General features: G+C 71.0%; 12 protein-coding genes. 4 read left to right on the top strand and 8 right to left on the bottom strand.

The genetic code is table 11. From position 1 onward, the window contains the following. Window positions 1-84 precede the first annotated feature (84 nt). The 3 genes from ACFVZW_RS22470 to ACFVZW_RS22460 all read right to left on the bottom strand — a co-directional run bounded on the left by ACFVZW_RS22470 (window position 85) and on the right by ACFVZW_RS22460 (window position 3,631). Window positions 85-423: a P-II family nitrogen regulator gene (locus tag ACFVZW_RS22470; RefSeq protein WP_069170469.1), complete on the bottom strand. Its 339-nt coding sequence runs from the start codon at window positions 421-423 to the stop codon at window positions 85-87. Beyond that, window positions 420-1,766: an ammonium transporter gene (locus tag ACFVZW_RS22465; RefSeq protein WP_384523890.1), complete on the bottom strand. Its 1,347-nt coding sequence runs from the start codon at window positions 1,764-1,766 to the stop codon at window positions 420-422. Before ACFVZW_RS22465 ends, ACFVZW_RS22470 begins: the two co-directional genes overlap by 4 nt. Before the next feature lie 389 nt (window positions 1,767-2,155). Further along, window positions 2,156-3,631 carry a hypothetical protein gene (locus ACFVZW_RS22460; protein ID WP_384523887.1) on the bottom strand — a complete coding sequence of 492 codons (1,476 nt, stop codon included), beginning with the start codon at window positions 3,629-3,631 and terminating at the stop codon, window positions 2,156-2,158. 417 nt (window positions 3,632-4,048) lie between these two features. Between ACFVZW_RS22460 and ACFVZW_RS22455 the strand changes: the two genes are divergently transcribed. Further along, window positions 4,049-4,702 (top strand): bifunctional DNA primase/polymerase, encoded by a 654-nt coding sequence (locus ACFVZW_RS22455; protein ID WP_384523884.1) that lies wholly within the window; start codon window positions 4,049-4,051, stop codon window positions 4,700-4,702. Between the two features lie 232 nt (window positions 4,703-4,934). Here ACFVZW_RS22455 and ftsY read toward each other — a convergent pair whose 3' ends face one another. After that, on the bottom strand, window positions 4,935-6,155 hold the full coding sequence (gene ftsY, locus ACFVZW_RS22450) for a signal recognition particle-docking protein FtsY (protein WP_384523881.1): 1,221 nt from the start codon (window positions 6,153-6,155) through the stop codon (window positions 4,935-4,937). 85 nt (window positions 6,156-6,240) lie between these two features. Here ftsY and ACFVZW_RS22445 point away from each other — a divergent pair, with 85 nt between their 5' ends. Both ACFVZW_RS22445 and ACFVZW_RS22440 read left to right on the top strand, forming a co-directional pair. Further along, the gene (locus tag ACFVZW_RS22445; RefSeq protein WP_384523878.1) at window positions 6,241-7,692 is read left to right on the top strand and encodes a cytosine permease; all 1,452 of its coding nucleotides are present in this window, start codon (window positions 6,241-6,243) and stop codon (window positions 7,690-7,692) included. A 60-nt stretch (window positions 7,693-7,752) separates the two neighbouring features. After that, window positions 7,753-8,730 carry an LLM class flavin-dependent oxidoreductase gene (locus ACFVZW_RS22440; protein WP_384523875.1) on the top strand — a complete coding sequence of 326 codons (978 nt, stop codon included), beginning with the start codon at window positions 7,753-7,755 and terminating at the stop codon, window positions 8,728-8,730. Between the two features lie 48 nt (window positions 8,731-8,778). On the opposite strand, the gene ACFVZW_RS22435 is transcribed toward ACFVZW_RS22440, so the two are convergent. The 4 genes from ACFVZW_RS22435 to ACFVZW_RS22420 all read right to left on the bottom strand — a co-directional run bounded on the left by ACFVZW_RS22435 (window position 8,779) and on the right by ACFVZW_RS22420 (window position 15,060). Further along, entirely contained in the window at window positions 8,779-10,212 is a 1,434-nt protein-coding gene (locus ACFVZW_RS22435) for a sugar porter family MFS transporter (protein WP_384523872.1), read from the bottom strand. A 214-nt stretch (window positions 10,213-10,426) separates the two neighbouring features. Then, a complete protein-coding gene (gene smc, locus ACFVZW_RS22430; RefSeq protein WP_384523869.1) occupies window positions 10,427-13,981 on the bottom strand; it encodes a chromosome segregation protein SMC in 3,555 nt (1,184 codons plus the stop codon). A 188-nt stretch (window positions 13,982-14,169) separates the two neighbouring features. Continuing rightward, complete coding sequence (locus ACFVZW_RS22425; RefSeq protein ID WP_215066520.1) at window positions 14,170-14,385, bottom strand: hypothetical protein; 216 nt, start codon at window positions 14,383-14,385, stop codon at window positions 14,170-14,172. A 393-nt stretch (window positions 14,386-14,778) separates the two neighbouring features. Then, window positions 14,779-15,060 (bottom strand): acylphosphatase, encoded by a 282-nt coding sequence (locus ACFVZW_RS22420; protein ID WP_383559764.1) that lies wholly within the window; start codon window positions 15,058-15,060, stop codon window positions 14,779-14,781. Between the two features lie 180 nt (window positions 15,061-15,240). Here ACFVZW_RS22420 and ACFVZW_RS22415 point away from each other — a divergent pair, with 180 nt between their 5' ends. After that, the gene (locus tag ACFVZW_RS22415) at window positions 15,241-16,164 is read left to right on the top strand and encodes a CAP domain-containing protein (RefSeq protein WP_384523865.1); all 924 of its coding nucleotides are present in this window, start codon (window positions 15,241-15,243) and stop codon (window positions 16,162-16,164) included. Window positions 16,165-16,314 lie beyond the last annotated feature (150 nt).

The raw sequence follows: 16,314 nt of genomic DNA, 5'->3' as shown, positions 1-16,314 counted from the left end.
GCCGCGTAACCGCTGGGTCCCGAGTCTTCCGCTCGCGTACTCGTGTCGACGCTCGTCACCCAGCAGCTCCCTCGTGCTCCGCGCTTACAGTGCGTCCGGACCGCGTTCGCCGGTGCGGACCCGTACGGCGGTCTCGACCGGCACGCTCCACACCTTGCCGTCACCGATCTTGCCGGTTCGGGCGGCCTTGACCACGACATCGATGAGCTGTTCGGCGTCCTCGTCCTCGACGAGCACCTCGATGCGGATCTTGGGGACGAGGTCGACGGTGTACTCGGCACCGCGGTAGACCTCGGTGTGGCCGCGCTGGCGGCCGTAGCCGCTGGCCTCGGTGACCGTGAGGCCCTGGACCCCGAAGGCCTGGAGGGCCTCCTTGATCTCGTCGAGCCGGTGCGGCTTCACGACCGCGGTGATGAGCTTCATGCGTCCACCTTCTTGTTCTCCGTGACGGCGGGGGCGGGGGCGGCGGTGGAGCGCGAGGAGGCGCCGCCGCCGGCTCCGCTGAAGTCGTACGCGGTCTCGGCGTGCTCGACCTGGTCGATGCCGGAGACCTCGTCGTCCTCGCTGACCCTCATGCCCATCGTCTTGTCGATGAGCAGCGCGAGGATCGCGGAGGCGATCAGAGAGTAGGCGAGGACGGCGACGACGCCGATGGCCTGCTTGCCGAGCTGCTCGAGGCCGCCGCCGTAGAAGAGTCCCTTGGCGTCGGACTGGACGCCACCGGTGGCGAAGAGGCCGACGAGCAGGGAGCCGATGACACCGCCGACGAGGTGGACGCCGATGACGTCGAGGGAGTCGTCGTAGCCGAACTTGTACTTGAGGCCGACGGCCATGGCGCAGACGAGACCGGCGATGGCGCCGATGGCGATCGCGCCGAGCGGGGAGCAGGAGCCGCCGGACGGGGTGATGGCGACGAGGCCGGCGACCGCGCCGGAGGCGGCGCCCAGGGTGGTGAAGGAGCCGTGGCGGACCTTCTCGTAGAGCAGCCAGGCGAGCATGGCGGCGGCGGTGGCGACCTGGGTGTTGACGAACATCACCGCGCCGACGCCGTCGTCGTTGCCGAGCCAGGAGCCGGCGTTGAAGCCGAACCAGCCGAACCAGAGCAGACCGGCGCCGAGCATGACCAGCGGGAGGCTGTGCGGGCGCATCGGGTCCTTCTTGAAGCCGACGCGCTTGCCGATGACGAGGATGACGCCGAGGGCCGCGGCACCGGCGTTGATGTGGACCGCCGTACCGCCGGCGAAGTCGATGACGCCCATCTCGAAGAGCCAGCCGCCGGCGCCCCAGACCCAGTGGGCGACGGGGAAGTAGACGACGGTGACCCACAGGGCGATGAAGAGGGCCCAGGCGGTGAACTTGACGCGGTCGGCGAGGGCGCCGCTGATGAGGGCGGGGGTGAGGATCGCGAACATCAGCTGGAAGACGGCGAAGACGTACACCGGGATGGTGTAGCCGTCCCAGAGTTCGGTGACGCCGATGCCGCTGAGGCCGACGTACTCGGAGGACCAGCCGATGAGCGATCCGGAGTCGGTGCCGAAGGCCATGCTGAAGCCGTAGAGCACCCAGAGGATCGTGACGATCCCGAGGCTGATGAAGCTCATCATCAGCATGTTCAGGGTGGACTTGACGCGGACCATGCCTCCGTAGAAGAAGGCGAGTGCCGGGGTCATCAGCATGACCAGGGCGGAGCAGATGAGCATGAACCCGGTGTTGGCTGCAGACAGCTCGGGGGCGTCTGCGGCCAGGGTCGTGATGGCTGGTGCCATCGGCGTCTCCTCGTCGTCGGTTCGGCCTGTGCGGGGGCGGGGCCGGAGAGCGGCTTGGCCGTGAGGGGTGGCCGGTTATGCGCCAGAGATTCGCGCAGCGCGGTTTCCGTCGATGCCGCACGATGTTTCGCCGCAGTGACGAAGGGGTGGGACGTGTTACGCGACTGTGAACGGCAAGGTCACGGGTATGTAACGCGCGCACCCTGCCGAAACCGCGCCCACCGGTCGAGGAACCACAACGGCGATCGACCACATCCGCGAGAGCGCGCGCCGGTTTGGCCGCAAAGAGGTATCCGGCCGCGGCAGCGTCCCTGTGTCCTGGCGGCGGGGGAGCCGAGTCGGGCAGTGGGGGACGTCTGTCGCGGCCGGAGTCTGAGGGGTGCCGGTGCTCAGACCGCCTCCGCGGTCTCGGGCAGCAGGGCGGTGAGCCGGTCGGTGAGCTGGACGACCTCGGCGACGTCGCGGAAGTCGCGGGCGGCCGTGTCGACGGTCTTGCGCAACCGGGTGTTGACGCGCTCGGAGCGGACCCTCTTGGCGACGCCGAGGGCCTTCTCGACGAGGGCGGCGGACTGCTCGGGCTCCCGCTTGAGGAGGTGCACGGTGGCCATGCCGATGAGGTTGAGCGCGTACGAACGCTGGTGCTCGCTGTCCTTCTCGAAGAGGGCGACGGCCCGCTCCATCACGGGCTCGGCGAGGGAGGCGTACGTCGGGGAGCGTCCGGCGACATAGGCGAGGTCGCGGTAGGAGTGGGAGTTCTCGCCGTTCAGCTCGGCCTCGGAGAAGAAGCGGATCCAGTCGGGCTCGGGCTCGCCGTCGAGGCCGACGTCGGCGAAGGTGTCCTCGGCCATGCGGACGGCCCGCTTGCACTTGGAGGGCTGGCCCATGTTGGCGTAGGCGCGGGCCTCCATCGCATACAGCATGGCCTGGGTGCGCGGGGTGGCGCAGTCGCGGCTGCCGTACTGGGCGAGGTGGATGAGTTCGAGGGCGTCGTCGGGCCGGCCGAGGTGGATCATCTGGCGGCTCATGGAGGAGAGGATGTACGAGCCGAGTGGCTTGTCGCCCGCTTCCTTGGCGGCATGCAGGGCGAGGACGAAGTACTTCTGGGCGGTGGGCTGCAGGCCCACGTCGTAGCTCATCCATCCGGCCAGTTCGGCCAGTTCGCCGGCGCATTTGAACAGGCGCTGGGCGGTGGCGGCCGGCTGGGGTTCCTGGAGGAGGTCGGTGACCTCGTGGAGTTGGCCGACGACCGCCTTGCGGCGCAGTCCGCCGCCGCACTGGGCGTCCCACTGGCGGAACATCGCCGTGGTGGATTCGAGGAGGTCCAGCTCGCCCGGGGAGAGGCGGCCGGGGCGTCGGGTGTCGATGGGCGGTTCGGGCCGCTCGGGTTCGCCGGCGGGGGTGGGCACGAGCCAGCGCTGCATGGGCTCGATGAGGGAGGGTCCGGCCGCGAGCGACAGGGCGGAGCCGAGGAAGCCGCGGCGGGCGAGCATCAGGTCGCTGCGGGAGAACTCGCTGAGCAGGGCGACGGTCTGGGGTCCGGCCCAGGGCAGGTCGACACCGGAGACGGACGGTGACTGGTGGGCGGTGCGCAGCCCGATGTCCTCGATGGCCACGACGGCGCCGAAGCGCTCGGAGAACAGCTCGGAGAGGATCCGCGGGATGGGTTCGCGGGGCTGCTCGCCGTCCAGCCAGCGGCGGACGCGGGAGGTGTCCGTGGAGATGTGGTGCGCGCCCATCTGGCGTGCCCTGCGGTTCACTTGGCGCGCCAGCTCGCCCTTCGACCAGCCGCTTCGCACGAACCACGAGCTCAGCTGCTCGTTCGGGCGCTTGCCGGCAGTCGTACCGTCTGCGCCGTTGCCGCCCACAGGAACGCCCCCATCCACGTCGATGCCTCTGTTGCGCGAACCCCTATCAGAATGCCGTGTGTTGCGGCGTTCGTCTGGAGCTTGGACCCCTTCGAACTGGAAAGCGGGTTGCCCCCGGCATACCCACGCGCGCAATGAACTCCAGGGTTCGTGCACCGAAAGTAATCCTACGATCACCCCTCTCGCGAGGCGGATTCAAGAAACGCCACCATTCGCCACCCCTTCGAATGAACTCGCCTGCCACTGAACGCGATTCACTTGACATGCGATGACCTGGGTCGGCGGAGCGTTGCGCGAGGAGGCGCGCGCGACAGGCCGCACCACCTCGCCCGCGACGGTACGCCACCCCCGGCGACGGAGCGTGACGATGGGGCTCCGGGTCGTAACCACCGGCGCGTTCGACCCGTTGGAGGGGGCATGGGCTTCACGATCGGCGGCATTCGTGAGATGCGGTCCGGCTCACGACGCCGCGTCCGCACCACAGAGTGCACAGCGGTGGCCGAGTACACAGGACTGTGGGGCTGGAACGTGGTCCCCGGAGCGCGGGCCGTCTCGGGCCAGTGCTCCTGCGGGGATCGCTCCTGTACGGCTCCGGGGGCGCATCCGCTCTCGTTCGCCGCGGAGGTCCCGGCGGGCGCGGGTCTGGACGACGCGACGAAGGCGTGGTCGGAGTTTCCGGGGGCGGCGCTGCTGCTGCCGGTGGGCCGGGCCTTCGACGTGATCGAGGTCGCCGAGCCCGCGGGGCGTCGGGCGCTGGTCCGGCTGGAGCGCATGGGTCTGCCGCTGGGACCGGTCTGCGCGACGCCGACCGGACGGGCGTGGTTCTTCGTGGCTCCGGGGGCGGCGGCGGAGCTGCCGCAGCTGCTGTACCGGATGGGCTGGGACGACGCGGACCTGGATCTGCGAGGGCTCGGGCCGGGCGACCATGTGACGGCGCCGCCGTCGGATCTCGGGGGCCTGGGGCCCGTGCGGTGGCTTCGGCCGCCGACGCTGGACACGGCCGGGGCGCCGCCGCAGGCGCGGCTGCTTCTCGGGACGCTGGCGTACATCTGCCATCGCACGCACTTCTAGCTGCGGGCGCGGCCCCACAACCTGGAGAACGGCCCGCGGCGAGCGCGGGCCCCACAACCTGGAGAACGGCCCGCGGCGAGCGCGGGCCCCACAGCCTGAACGGGCCGGCGGGCCCCGCGCGCGGGGCGCCGGGCGGCCGCCCCGCCGGGGGCGCGCCCCCCCCCCCCCCCCGCCGCGCGCGGTGCCCCGGGGGGGGGCGCCCCTGGGCCGCGTCACGAGGCTGTCGGCTGCTCTAGGCCCCGTCGCCGATCAGGGCGTCGACGAAGGCGGCCGGGTCGAAGGGGGCCAGGTCGTCCGGGCCCTCGCCCAGGCCGATCAGCTTGACCGGGACGCCCAGCTCGCGCTGGACCGCGACGACGATGCCGCCCTTGGCGGTGCCGTCGAGCTTGGTGAGCACGATGCCGGTGATGTCCACGACCTCGGCGAAGACGCGCGCCTGGACCAGGCCGTTCTGACCGGTGGTGGCGTCCAGGACGAGCAGGACCTCGTCCAGCGGGCCGTGCTTCTCGACGACCCTCTTGACCTTGCCGAGCTCGTCCATGAGGCCGGTCTTGGTGTGCAGACGGCCGGCGGTGTCGATGAGCACGACGTCGGCGCCCTCGGCGATGCCCTCCTTGACCGCGTCGAAGGCGATCGACGCCGGGTCGCCGCCCTCGGGGCCGCGAACGGTCCGCGCGCCGACGCGCTCGCCCCAGGTCTGGAGCTGGTCCGCGGCGGCGGCACGGAAGGTGTCCGCGGCGCCGAGGACGACGGTGCGGCCGTCGGCTACCAGGACACGGGCGAGCTTGCCGGTGGTCGTGGTCTTGCCGGTGCCGTTGACGCCGACGACCATGACGACGCCCGGGGTGCCCGGGTCGCTCTCGGTCTTCACGGTGCGGTCGAAATCGGGGCCGAGGAGGGCGATGAGCTCCTCGCGGAGCAGGCCGCGCAGCTCGTCGGGGGTGCGGGTGCCGAGGACGCGGACGCGCTCGCGCAGCCGCTCGACCAGCTCCTGGGTGGGGGCGACGCCGACGTCGGCGGTGAGGAGGGTCTCCTCGATCTCCTCCCACGTGTCCTCGTCGAGGTTGTCCCGCGACAGGAGCGTGAGCAGCCCCTTGCCGAGGGAGTTCTGTGAGCGGGCGAGGCGGGCCCGGAGCCGTACGAGACGGCCCGCAGTCGGTTCCGGCACCTCGATCTCGGGCGCGGGCGCCTCGGCGACGACCGGGTCCTCGACGGCGACCGGGGCCTCGGTGGCCGGAAGGTCGACCTCCTCGATGGTCCGGCGTGGTTCTTCCCGCGGCGTCTCCGCCTCGTCGCCGACGTGCGGCTCGGCGGGCGGAGCGGTGATGGTCGGCGTGGTGGACGGCGCCTCGGGCGGCGGCAGCTGCTTCTTCTTGCGGCCGCTGATCACGAGCCCGCTGGTCACGGCGACGGCGACGACCAGGGCGATGACTACAGCAAGAATGAGTTCCATAACGGCTCCAGTATCGGCCACGACCGGACCGGAGGAGGAGCACGTACGCTGGGTGGGTCCCCCACACCCCGCACGGAGTACCCCCATGCCCCCTGCCGCCGAAACCGCCGTCGAGAGCGAAGGTGCCGTCGAGACCCGTGGTCTCGAACCCGTCCCCGACGCCGAGCGCACCGGCCACGTCCGAGAGCTGTTCCCGACCTGGGTCGCCGCCAACATCAGTGTGCTGTTGCTCACCATGGGCGCGGGCCTGGTCGTCTTCAACGGCCTGAACTTCTGGCAGGTCCTCGTCGTCGCGACGGCCGCGCCGATCCTCTCGTACGGGATCGTCGGCCTGATATCCATCGCCGGGAAGCGCGGGGGCTCCCCCGGCATGGCGCTCTCGCGGGCCGTCTTCGGCCAGCGCGGCAATCTCTTCCCCGGGTCGCTGATCTGGGTGGCCCGCTGGGGCTGGGAGACGATCAACGCGGTCACCGGCGCCTATGCCGTGCTGACGGTGCTCGATCTGCTCTTCGGCATCGAGTCGAACACCGCGCTGATCATCGTCACGCTGATGCTCTTCGTCGCCTGCACCTTCCTGGTGTCCGGGCTCGGCATCAACGCGCTGCGGGTGTGCAGCAAGTGGTCGACGTATCTCTTCGGCGCGTTCTCGGTGCTCGTGCTCGTCTATCTGGTCGCCAACACCGACTGGTCGGCGGTCTTCGACAAGCCGGCCGGTTCCACGGCGATGATGATCGCGGGTATCGGCACGATCGCGGCGGGCGGTATCAGCTGGGTCCCCTCCGGGCCCGACTTCACCCGCTATCTGCCGCGCACGGCCTCCTCGAAGGCGATGGTCGGCTCCACGATCGGCGGCGCGGGCATCGTCGTGCTGCCGATGGTCCTGATGGGCGCGGTGATGGCGGTGGCCACCCCCGGTCTGGCCTCGGCGCAGGACCCGGTCTCGTTCATCGGCGAGCTTCTGCCGGCCTGGATCTCCGTGCCGTACCTGATCATCGCGCTGATCGGGATGCTGCTGATCAACTCGATGTCGATGTACTCGGCCGGGTTCACCGCGCAGACGCTGGGCATCAAGGTGTCGCGGGCCGCGGCGGTGAGTGTGAACGCGGTGATCAGCCTGGTCTTCGGCTTCCTGCTGATGGTGGTGGCGACCAGCTTCATCGGTTCGTTCATCTCGTTCCTGACGCTGCTCGCGGTGGCGTTCTCCGCGTGGATCGGTGTCTTCGGCGTCGACATGCTGCGCCGGAGGTCGTACGACGGCGAGGCGCTGATGGACACCACGCGCACCAGCGCCTACTGGTACAGGGGCGGCTTCGCCTGGCAGGCGATGACGGCGTGGGCGGTGGCCCTACTGGTGGGTCTGCTGTTCACCAAGGTCGACTGGTTCTCGGGGCCGCTCGCCTCCTCCTGGATCGGGGAGAACGGGCTCGGCTGGGGCGCGACGATCGTCGTCGCGGGTCTGCTGTACGCGGCGCTGCCGCGGACGCCCGCGCCGACGGCCGTGGAGCCGACCGAGGTCCGCGAGACTGTTTCCATCTGACGCAACGTCAGATAGCGTCCCCCTTCGCCGGCATCTCACCCTCGCGGAGGGGGACTTCCCATGCCCTTCACAGTCGTACGGTTCAACCTCGTCGATCCGCATGCGACGCCCGAGTCCCTCTCGGAGCGCTATCGCGCCGCCCTCGCCATGGCCGCCTACGCCGACGAGCACGGCGTCGACACCATCCAGACCGAGGAGCACCACGGCGCCACCAACAACTGGCTGCCCTCCCCCTTCGCCTTCGCGGGCGCGGTGTTCGGCGCCACGAAGAGGATCGCGGTCACCGTCTCCGCGATCATCGGGCCGCTCCACGATCCGCTGCGGCTCGCCGAGGAGATCGCCGTCCTCGACCTGCTGAGCGCGGGGCGTCTGGTGACGGTCGCGGGCATCGGCTACCGGCCGGAGGAGTACGAGGAGCGCGGGGTCGACTGGGGCCGCCGCGGGAAGCTGCAGGACCTGCTCCTGGAGACCTTGCTGCAGGCGTGGTCCGGCGAGCCCTTCACGTATCAGGGCCGTACCGTACGGGTCACTCCGCGGCCCTTCACCCGACCGCATCCGCTGCTTCTGGTGGGCGGTTCCTCGAAGGCGGCGGCGCGGCGGGCTGCCCGGCTCGGGCTGCCGTTCTTCCCGAGCGCGCATCTGCCGGAGCTGGAGGCGTACTACCGGGAGCGGTGCGCGGAGTACGGCACCGAGGGCTGGACGATGATGCCGGCCGAGCAGACCCCGCTGCTGCATCTCTCCCAGGACCCGGACCGGTCCTGGGAGCTGTACGGGGAGCACTTCCTGCACGAGGCGCGGACGTACGCCTCCTGGCAGTCGAAGGACATCCGCTCGGCGGTGCGCTCGACGGCGACGACGGTCGCGGAGCTGCGGGCGGAGGGGGTGTACCGGATCGTCACGCCGGACGAGTGCGTGGCGCTGGGGCGCGAGCTGGAGAGTCTGGTGCTGCATCCGCTGTGCGGCGGGATGCCGGTCGAGGAGGCGTGGCGCAGCCTGCGGCTGCTGGGCGAGACGGTGCTGCCCCGGCTCACGGCATAGGACCGTGGGCCGGGGCAGTTCCGGATTCGAGGAGAGGGGCAGCGGGGTTTAGCCCATCTCCTCCAACGCCTTGCCCTTGGTCTCCTTCACGTACCTGAGTACGAAGGGGATGGAGAGCACGGCGAAGACCGTGTAGATGATGTAGGTGCCGGAGAGGTTCCAGTCCGCGAGGGACGGGAAGCTCGCGGTGATGGCCCAGTTGGCGATCCACTGCGCCGAGGCGGCGACGCCGAGCGCGGCGGCGCGGATCCGGTTGGGGAACATCTCGCCGAGGAAGACCCAGACGACGACGCCCCACGAGAGGGCGAAGAAGAGCACGAAGACATGGGCGGCGACGAGCGCCACGACGCCCTCGGTCTCGGGCAGCTTGCCGTCGACGAGGTCGGCGGAGAACGCCCAGGCCTCGAAGGCGAGGGCGATGGCCATGCCGACGGAGCCGACGAGCGCGAGGGGCTTGCGGCCCACCCGGTCGACCAGGACCATCGCGATCACGGTGCCGACGATGTTGATGATCGACGTGGTGAACGAGTAGAAGAACGAGCTCGAGGGGTCGACGCCGACCGACTGCCAGAGCGTCGCGGAGTAGTAGAAGGCGACGTTGATGCCGACGAGCTGCTGGAAGACCGAGAGTCCGATGCCGACCCAGACGATGGGGAGCAGTTTGAAGCGGCTGCCGGCGGTGAGCAGGTCCTTGAAGGTGGACTTGTGCTCACTGCGCATGGCGCGGTCGATCTCGGCGACGCGGTGGTCGAGGTGGATCTCGTGGCCCTCGACCTCGGCGAGCACCTCCTTGGCCCGGTCGACCTTGCCGACGGAGATCAGGAAGCGGGGGGACTCGGGGATGGCGAAGGAGAGCAGTCCGTAGAGGACGGCGGGGACGACCATCACGCCGAGCATCCACTGCCAGGCCTCGAGGCCGCCGATCTCGCCGCGCTGGTCGCCGTCGGCGATCTGCAGGATGCCGTAGTTGACCAGCTGGGAGATGGCGATGCCGATGACGATCGCGGCCTGCTGGAAGGAGCCGAGGCGGCCGCGGTAGGCGGCGGGGGCGACCTCGGCGATGTACGCAGGGCCGATCACCGAGGCCATGCCGATGGCGAAGCCGCCGACGATCCGCCAGAAGGCGAGGTCCCAGAGGGCGAAGGGCAGCGCGGAGCCGACGGCGCTGACGGCGAAGAGCACCGCGGAGATCTGCATGCAGCGGATGCGGCCGATGCGGTCGGCAATCCGGCCGGCGGTCGCGGCGCCGATCGCGCAGCCGATCAGGGCGATGGCGATGACCTGGGCCAGCGTGCCCGAGCCGATGTCGTACCGGTCCCGGATGGCCTCGACGGCACCGTTGATGACGGAGCTGTCGTAACCGAAGAGGAAACCGCCCATCGCGGCGGACGCCGTGATGAAGATGACGTGGCCGAGGTGGTCCGGGTGGGCGGCCCGGCCTTCGGAAGGCGGCGGCGTGGACGCCTGCGCGGTGCTGGTCACATGGACTCCTGGAGGCCTCCGGCAGCGTCGCCGGGGCGTGGGGGGCGAGCCCTTCCAGTGGCGCACAACATCACGCCGCCCACCACTTGAAGGTAAAAGCAACGTTGCAGAGACTATGCCTTCAAGTTTCGAAGTCAAGACTTGATGTCGTATGACTTCAACCGCACTGTGGGCCACCTTGAGTTCAAGAGTTGTAGTTGATCATTGGAGGTGATCACCGCAGTCGCTGGCTGATGACCTTCGATACGCCGTCGCCCTGCATCGAGACGCCGTAGAGCGCGTCGGCGACCTCCATCGTCCGCTTCTGGTGCGTGATGACGATGAGCTGCGAGGACTCCTGGAGCTCCTGCATGATCCTGATCAGCCGCTGGAGGTTGGTGTCGTCCAGGGCGGCCTCCACCTCGTCCATCACGTAGAAGGGGCTGGGGCGGGCCTTGAAGATGGAGACCAGCATCGCCACGGCGGTCAGCGAGCGCTCGCCGCCGGAGAGCAGCGAGAGGCGCTTGACCTTCTTGCCCGGGGGGCGGGCTTCCACATCGACACCCGTGGTGAGCATGTTGTCGGGGTCGGTCAGGATCAGCCGTCCCTCGCCGCCGGGGAAGAGACGCGAGAAGACACCCTCGAACTCGCGCGCGGTGTCCCGGAACGCCTCGGTGAAAACCTGCTCGACGCGTACGTCGACCTCCTTCACGACCTGAAGAAGGTCGGCCCGGGTCTTCTTGAGGTCCTCCAGCTGCTCGGAGAGGAACTTGTGGCGTTCCTCCAGCGCCGCGAACTCCTCAAGGGCCAGCGGGTTCACCTTGCCGAGCTGCTGGTACGCCCGTTCGGCGGACTTGAGCCGTTTCTCCTGCTCCGAACGGACGAAGGGGCGCGGCTGGTTGCGCGGATGCTCCGGGTCCTCCGGCAGCTCCTCGCCCTCGGCGGGCGGCGACGGCGGTACGAGTTGACGGGGACCGTACTCGGAGACCAGGCCGGCCGGCTCGACGCCCAGCTCCTCCAGGGCCTTGGTCTCCAACTGCTCGATCCGCATCCGCTTCTCGGCGCCGAGGACCTCGCCCCGGTGGACGGAGTCGGTGAGCTTGTCCAGCTCGGCCTTGAGGTCGCGGCCCCGGTTCCGGGCCCCGGTCAGCCCCTGCTCACGGGCGCCCTTGGCGGCCTCGGCCAGTGCGCGCTCCTGCTCGGCACGGACCAGGGAGACCTCGATGTGGGACAGCAGTTGCCGGGCGCCCGCGGCGACGGCGGTGGCGACCTCCACCTCGTGGCGCAGCCGGGCACGGCGCTGCTCGGCACGCGCGCGTGCCTCGCGTTCGGCGCGGGCGCCCCGGTCGAGGGAGTCGGCGCGGCCCGCGAGGCCCTTGACCCGCTCCTCGTGCGTACGGAGCTGGAGCCTGGCCTCCATCTCGGTCTGGCGGGCGTTGGCGCCGTCGGCGGCGAGCCGGTCGCGCACGGAGGTGTCGGGCTCCTCCTCGGCCGGGGTCTCCTCGGCGACCAGCAGCCGCTCGGCGAGTTCCTCGGCCTCGTAGAGCGCCTTCTCCAGGGCCTCCGCCGCGCGGGCGGCCGCCGCCGTGGTGCGCTCGGCCTCCCCCGCGGCGCCGCGGGCCTGTCCGGCGAGCCGGCCGAGCTGCTGGGCGACCTGGGACTTCTCGCGGTCGGCGGCGCGGCGGCGTTCGGCCAGTTCCTCGACGAGCGCGGCGGACGAGCGCCGGAATTCGGTGGCCTCCTGCTGGGCGGCGGCCAGCCGCGCGCACCGCGACTCCAGCTCGTCCAGCTCGGCGGCCGCCTCGTCGACGGACGCCTGCACCTCCAGGAGGCTGGGCGCCCCCGCGGAGCCGCCCTGCGCGAAGTGCGCCCCGAGCAGGTCCCCCTCGGCGGTGACGGCGGTGAGGCCCGGGTGGGCGTAGACCAGCTCCTCGGCCTCCTCCAGCGTCCCGACCACCACGATCCCGGCCAGCAACCGTCGTACGGACGTCATGAGTTCCTCGGGTCCGCGCACGAGGTCCGCGGCGCGCGGGTGTCCGCCCGCGGGCGCCGGGGACTCCCCCGGCGCTTCGCCGCCCGCGAGCAGCAGCGCCGCCCGGCCCGCGTCCTGCTTGCGCAGCAGGCGCAGGGCCTCGGCGGCCGCGGCGGGGCCGCAGACGGCGATCGCGTCGGCCGCCGCGCCGAGGGCGGCGGCGAGGGGGATCTCGTATCCCGGGGTGACGGTGAGCAGTTCGGCGGCCGGGCCGAGCAGTCCGCTCAGGCCGTCCCGGGCGCCGAGGAGTGCTCCCGTCCCGTCCTTGCGGCGCAGTCCGAGGGAGAGCGCCTCGTGGCGGGCCCGGGTCGCGGCGCGGCTGCGGTCGGCCGCCGTGGCCGCCTCGCGGGCGGCCGTCAGCGCCGACTCGGCCGCGGCGAGGTCCCGGCGGGCGGCCTCGTACCGCTCCCCCAGCTCCGTGTCGCCCGCGTCGAGTCCGTCGACCTCGGCCTTGAGCTGCTCGTACTCCTCCTGTGCGGCGACGGCCCGCTCCTGGGCCTCGTCCCGCGCGGCGGCGAGCCGGTCGATCTCGGCCTGGGCGGACGCGGCGCGCGAGCGGGCGGCGTTGACCTGGCCGTGCAGCCGGGCGAGGCCCTCGCGCCGGTCGGCGATGGCACGGGCCACGTCCTTGAGCCGGCGCTCCTCCACCGCCAGCTCGCGCTCCAGTTCGGCGCGGTGGGCGACGGTGTCCTCCAGGGCCCGTTCGGCCGCTTCGAGGGCTGCCTCCAGCTCGGCCTCCTGCTCGCGGATCCGGGCGGCCTCGCGCTCCATGTCCTCGGGGTCGCGGCCCCGGCGCTCCTCCGGCGGCTGGGCGGTGGCGCTCTTCACGCGCGCGTCCGCCAGCGAGACGGTGCCCCGGACCCGCTCGGCGAGCTGGGAGAGTTCGTACCAGGTCTGCTGGGCGCGCTGGAGGCGCGGCGCGAGCCGGCGGACCTCGTCCTCGAGCTCGGCCTCCTTGGCGAGCGCCGCCCGGAGCTCCGCCTCGGCGCTCTCCTTGCGCTCCTTGAGAGCGGCCTCGTCGGCGACTTCGGCCTTCAGCGCCTCCTGGAGACGTACGAGGTCGTCGGAGAGCAGGCGCAGCCGGGCGTCCCGCAGATCGGCCTGGATGACCGCGGCGCGGCGGGCGACCGCCGCCTGCCGGCCGAGCGGCTTGAGCTGGCGGCGCAGTTCGTCGGTGAGGTCCTGCACGCGCGCGAGGTTGGCCTGCATCGCGTCGAGCTTCCGCAGCGCCTTCTCCTTGCGCTTGCGGTGCTTGAGGACGCCGGCGGCCTCCTCGATGAAGGCGCGGCGGCCCATCGGGTCGGCATGCAGGACGGAGTCGAGCTGGCCCTGGCCGACGATGACGTGCATCTCGCGGCCGATGCCGGAGTCGGAGAGCAGGTCCTGGATGTCGAGCAGCCGGCAGGTGTCGCCGTTGATCTGGTACTCGCTGCTGCCGCCCCGGAACATGATCCGGGTGATGGTGACCTCGGCGTAGTCGATGGGCAGCGCGCCGTCGGAGTTGTCGATGGTCAGCGAGACCTCGGCGCGACCGAGCGGCGGCCGCCCGGTCGTGCCGGCGAAGATGACGTCCTCCATCTTGCCGCCGCGCAGCGACTTGGCGCCCTGCTCTCCCATGACCCAGGACAGCGCGTCCACGACATTGGACTTGCCCGAGCCGTTCGGCCCGACGACACACGTGATTCCCGGTTCGAACCGCAGCGTGGTGGCGGACGCGAACGACTTGAAACCGCGGAGGGTCAGGGCCTTGAGATGCACGCCCCCGGACTCTACCTGTGGTTGCGCGTTTCACCCATGAACGTGCAGGGCACACCCTCCCCTAAGGAACGGTGGGACATGGGGGACTCATGGGGGACTCAAGAAAGAAGGGACGCCGGAGCGCCCCTTGCATATCCAGCTGTGCTGGCGTGAGTGTTTCTCACCTGGCCCCGGCACGGGGCTGACTGTCAGGTGAGCGCAGGCTCCGCCTGGGGAACGTCGAGGTCGATGCTGTCGAGCAGCGACTCTCCGTGCTGTGCGGCGGCAGCGTTGAGCGCGTCGTTCTCGGACTGGATCCGAACGAGCTCGGACTCCAGGTCCTGGACGCGCTGCTGAAGCCGTCGCATCTCGGCGAGGAGTCGCGGGTCGGAGCCGCCGACGTAACCGAGAAGCGCCTTTGCCATGATGGATGGTCCTCCACACTGAGTGACCGACCGAAGCGGTGTGGGTCGTGAGGGATTTCGCACCCGCGGTCTCGGCAGTGCTTCATGTCGTGCCGGTTCGTACTGCCAAACAGCTAAGGTGCGCGGGGATTCCAGCGTCTCACCAAAAAGTTTGACGGTCAACACGATCACGCCCTGCATCAAGGGCAACCGGGGGGTCTGCGGCCGCGGAACAGGGCGGCTGCGCCTCGCAACTCGGTGCCTCAGGGGCGTAGCGATCATCCTTCCGCGCGGAGCGCGGCACCGCAAGCCCCTCTCGGCAACCATCAGGCCATTTCCGCTTCGACGGCTCGTCGCCGAACGTCCGCGCGGGGGTCGAGCAGGGCACCGGGCGGGGCTCCGCCGAGCCGTTCGTCAGCGGATCGCGAAGCCGTCGTAACCGCCGCGCGGGGTGGCCCAGATCTCAGTGACTCCGTCGACGCGCCCGGGAGTGTCGCCGGAGCGGAGCCAGTCGAGCAGACGGTGGCAATTCTCACTCGACCCTTCGGCCACGACCTGCACGCGCCCGTCGTCGAGGTTGAGGGCGAAGCCGACGAGCCCTCCGATCTCCAAGGCGTTTGCCCTGGTGAACCAGCGGAAGCCCACTCCCTGTACTCGGCCGCGCACCCAGGCGGTGAGCCGTACGTCTTCATTCATGGCTGCACGCTAACGGGCCAATTGCCGAAGGAGCACGTCGCCCCGGCGCGTCATGGCGTACAGTCCCGACCGAATGAGGCTCACCCGTTCGGGTGCGCCTCATCGAGCAGGCCCGCCAGGGCCACGCAGAAGCAAAGATCAGCAAAGAGTCCAGCACAGGTCGTCAGGAAGGCAGAGCAGATGGGACGCCATCGTCGCTCCGGCGCCGCGCCCGCCGCAGAAGATTACGCGGCGGGTTCGGACCGCCGGCACCGGGGTGAACGCCGCAGGAAGCGCGGCATGCGTACGGGACTTCTCGGTGCCTCCGCCGCGGTGGCGGTCGGCGCGGTCGCCGTCGCCTCGGGCCTTCTGCCCGGCGGGGACACCCTGACCGTGGGCAGCGCCGGCTCCGGTGAGCAGCAGACCACGCAGTCCCGGCAGACGCCGGAGCTGACGACCCAGGGCGGCTCGTCCGCGACGCCGACGAGCCAGTCGCCGAGCAAGGCGACGGGTACGGGTACCGGTACGGGCAAGGCCACCGGCAAGGCGAACGGCAAGGCATCCTCCTCGCCCTCCGCCACGCCGTCGCCGAAGCCGTCGAAGACCACCGCGTCCCCGGCGCCCAAGAAGCCGGCACCGCAGCCGTCGAAGACGACGGCGAAGCCGAAGCCCAAGCCGGCGCCCACGACCAAGAAGCCCGTCGTGCGCACCCCGGCCCCGGCGCCGACCCCGTCCGCGCCCAGCCGCGCCGCGGCGGCCGAGGCGGAGGTCGTACGGCTGGTCAACGTGGAGCGGGCCAAGGTCGGCTGCACGCCGGTCCGGTCCGACGGCGCTCTCGCCGCACTGGCGGGCGCCTTCAGCCAGGACATGGCGCAGCGCGGCTTCTTCGACCACACGGACCCGGACGGCGACACCCCCTGGGACCGCGCCGGGCAGGCGGGCGTCACGGGCATGGGCGGCGAGAACATCGCCCGCGGCCAGGTGGACGCGGCCGCTGTCATGGCCTCGTGGATGAACAGCGACGGCCACCGCGCGAACATCCTGAACTGCGACTACAAGACCCTGGGCGTCGGCGTGTACTTCGCGGACGGCGGCCCGTGGTGGACGCAGGACTTCGGCTTCTGAGCCGTCGGCAGGAAGCCCACACCCACGGAGCAAGCGGAAGGGGGCCCGCCCGCCCGGGGGTGCGGGGGGCGGCCCCTTAGTGCGGGGCGGGGCGCCGCCGGCCGGCGCGCTGTTACCCAAGACCTTCTCCCTGGTGATCGCCAGATCAGT

The sequence above is a fragment of the Streptomyces sp. NPDC059567 genome (assembly GCF_042735655.1).
Classification (GTDB): domain Bacteria; phylum Actinomycetota; class Actinomycetes; order Streptomycetales; family Streptomycetaceae; genus Streptomyces.
The sequence above is the reverse complement of the archived record's forward strand: the minus strand, read 5'-3'. Positions and strand labels throughout refer to the sequence as shown.

Bases quoted from the DNA above. Each gene is read 5' to 3' on its own strand.
- ACFVZW_RS22470 (WP_069170469.1), bottom strand. From the start codon at position 423: ATGAAGCTCATCACCGCGGTCGTGAAGCCGCACCGGCTCGACGAGATC.
- ACFVZW_RS22465 (WP_384523890.1), bottom strand. From the start codon at position 1,766: ATGGCACCAGCCATCACGACCCTGGCCGCAGACGCCCCCGAGCTGTCT.
- ACFVZW_RS22455 (WP_384523884.1), top strand. From the start codon at position 4,049: ATGGGCTTCACGATCGGCGGCATTCGTGAGATGCGGTCCGGCTCACGA.
- ftsY (WP_384523881.1), bottom strand. From the start codon at position 6,155: ATGGAACTCATTCTTGCTGTAGTCATCGCCCTGGTCGTCGCCGTCGCC.
- ACFVZW_RS22445 (WP_384523878.1), top strand. From the start codon at position 6,241: ATGCCCCCTGCCGCCGAAACCGCCGTCGAGAGCGAAGGTGCCGTCGAG.
- ACFVZW_RS22440 (WP_384523875.1), top strand. From the start codon at position 7,753: ATGCCCTTCACAGTCGTACGGTTCAACCTCGTCGATCCGCATGCGACG.
- ACFVZW_RS22425 (WP_215066520.1), bottom strand. From the start codon at position 14,385: ATGGCAAAGGCGCTTCTCGGTTACGTCGGCGGCTCCGACCCGCGACTC.
- ACFVZW_RS22420 (WP_383559764.1), bottom strand. From the start codon at position 15,060: ATGAATGAAGACGTACGGCTCACCGCCTGGGTGCGCGGCCGAGTACAG.
- ACFVZW_RS22415 (WP_384523865.1), top strand. From the start codon at position 15,241: ATGGGACGCCATCGTCGCTCCGGCGCCGCGCCCGCCGCAGAAGATTAC.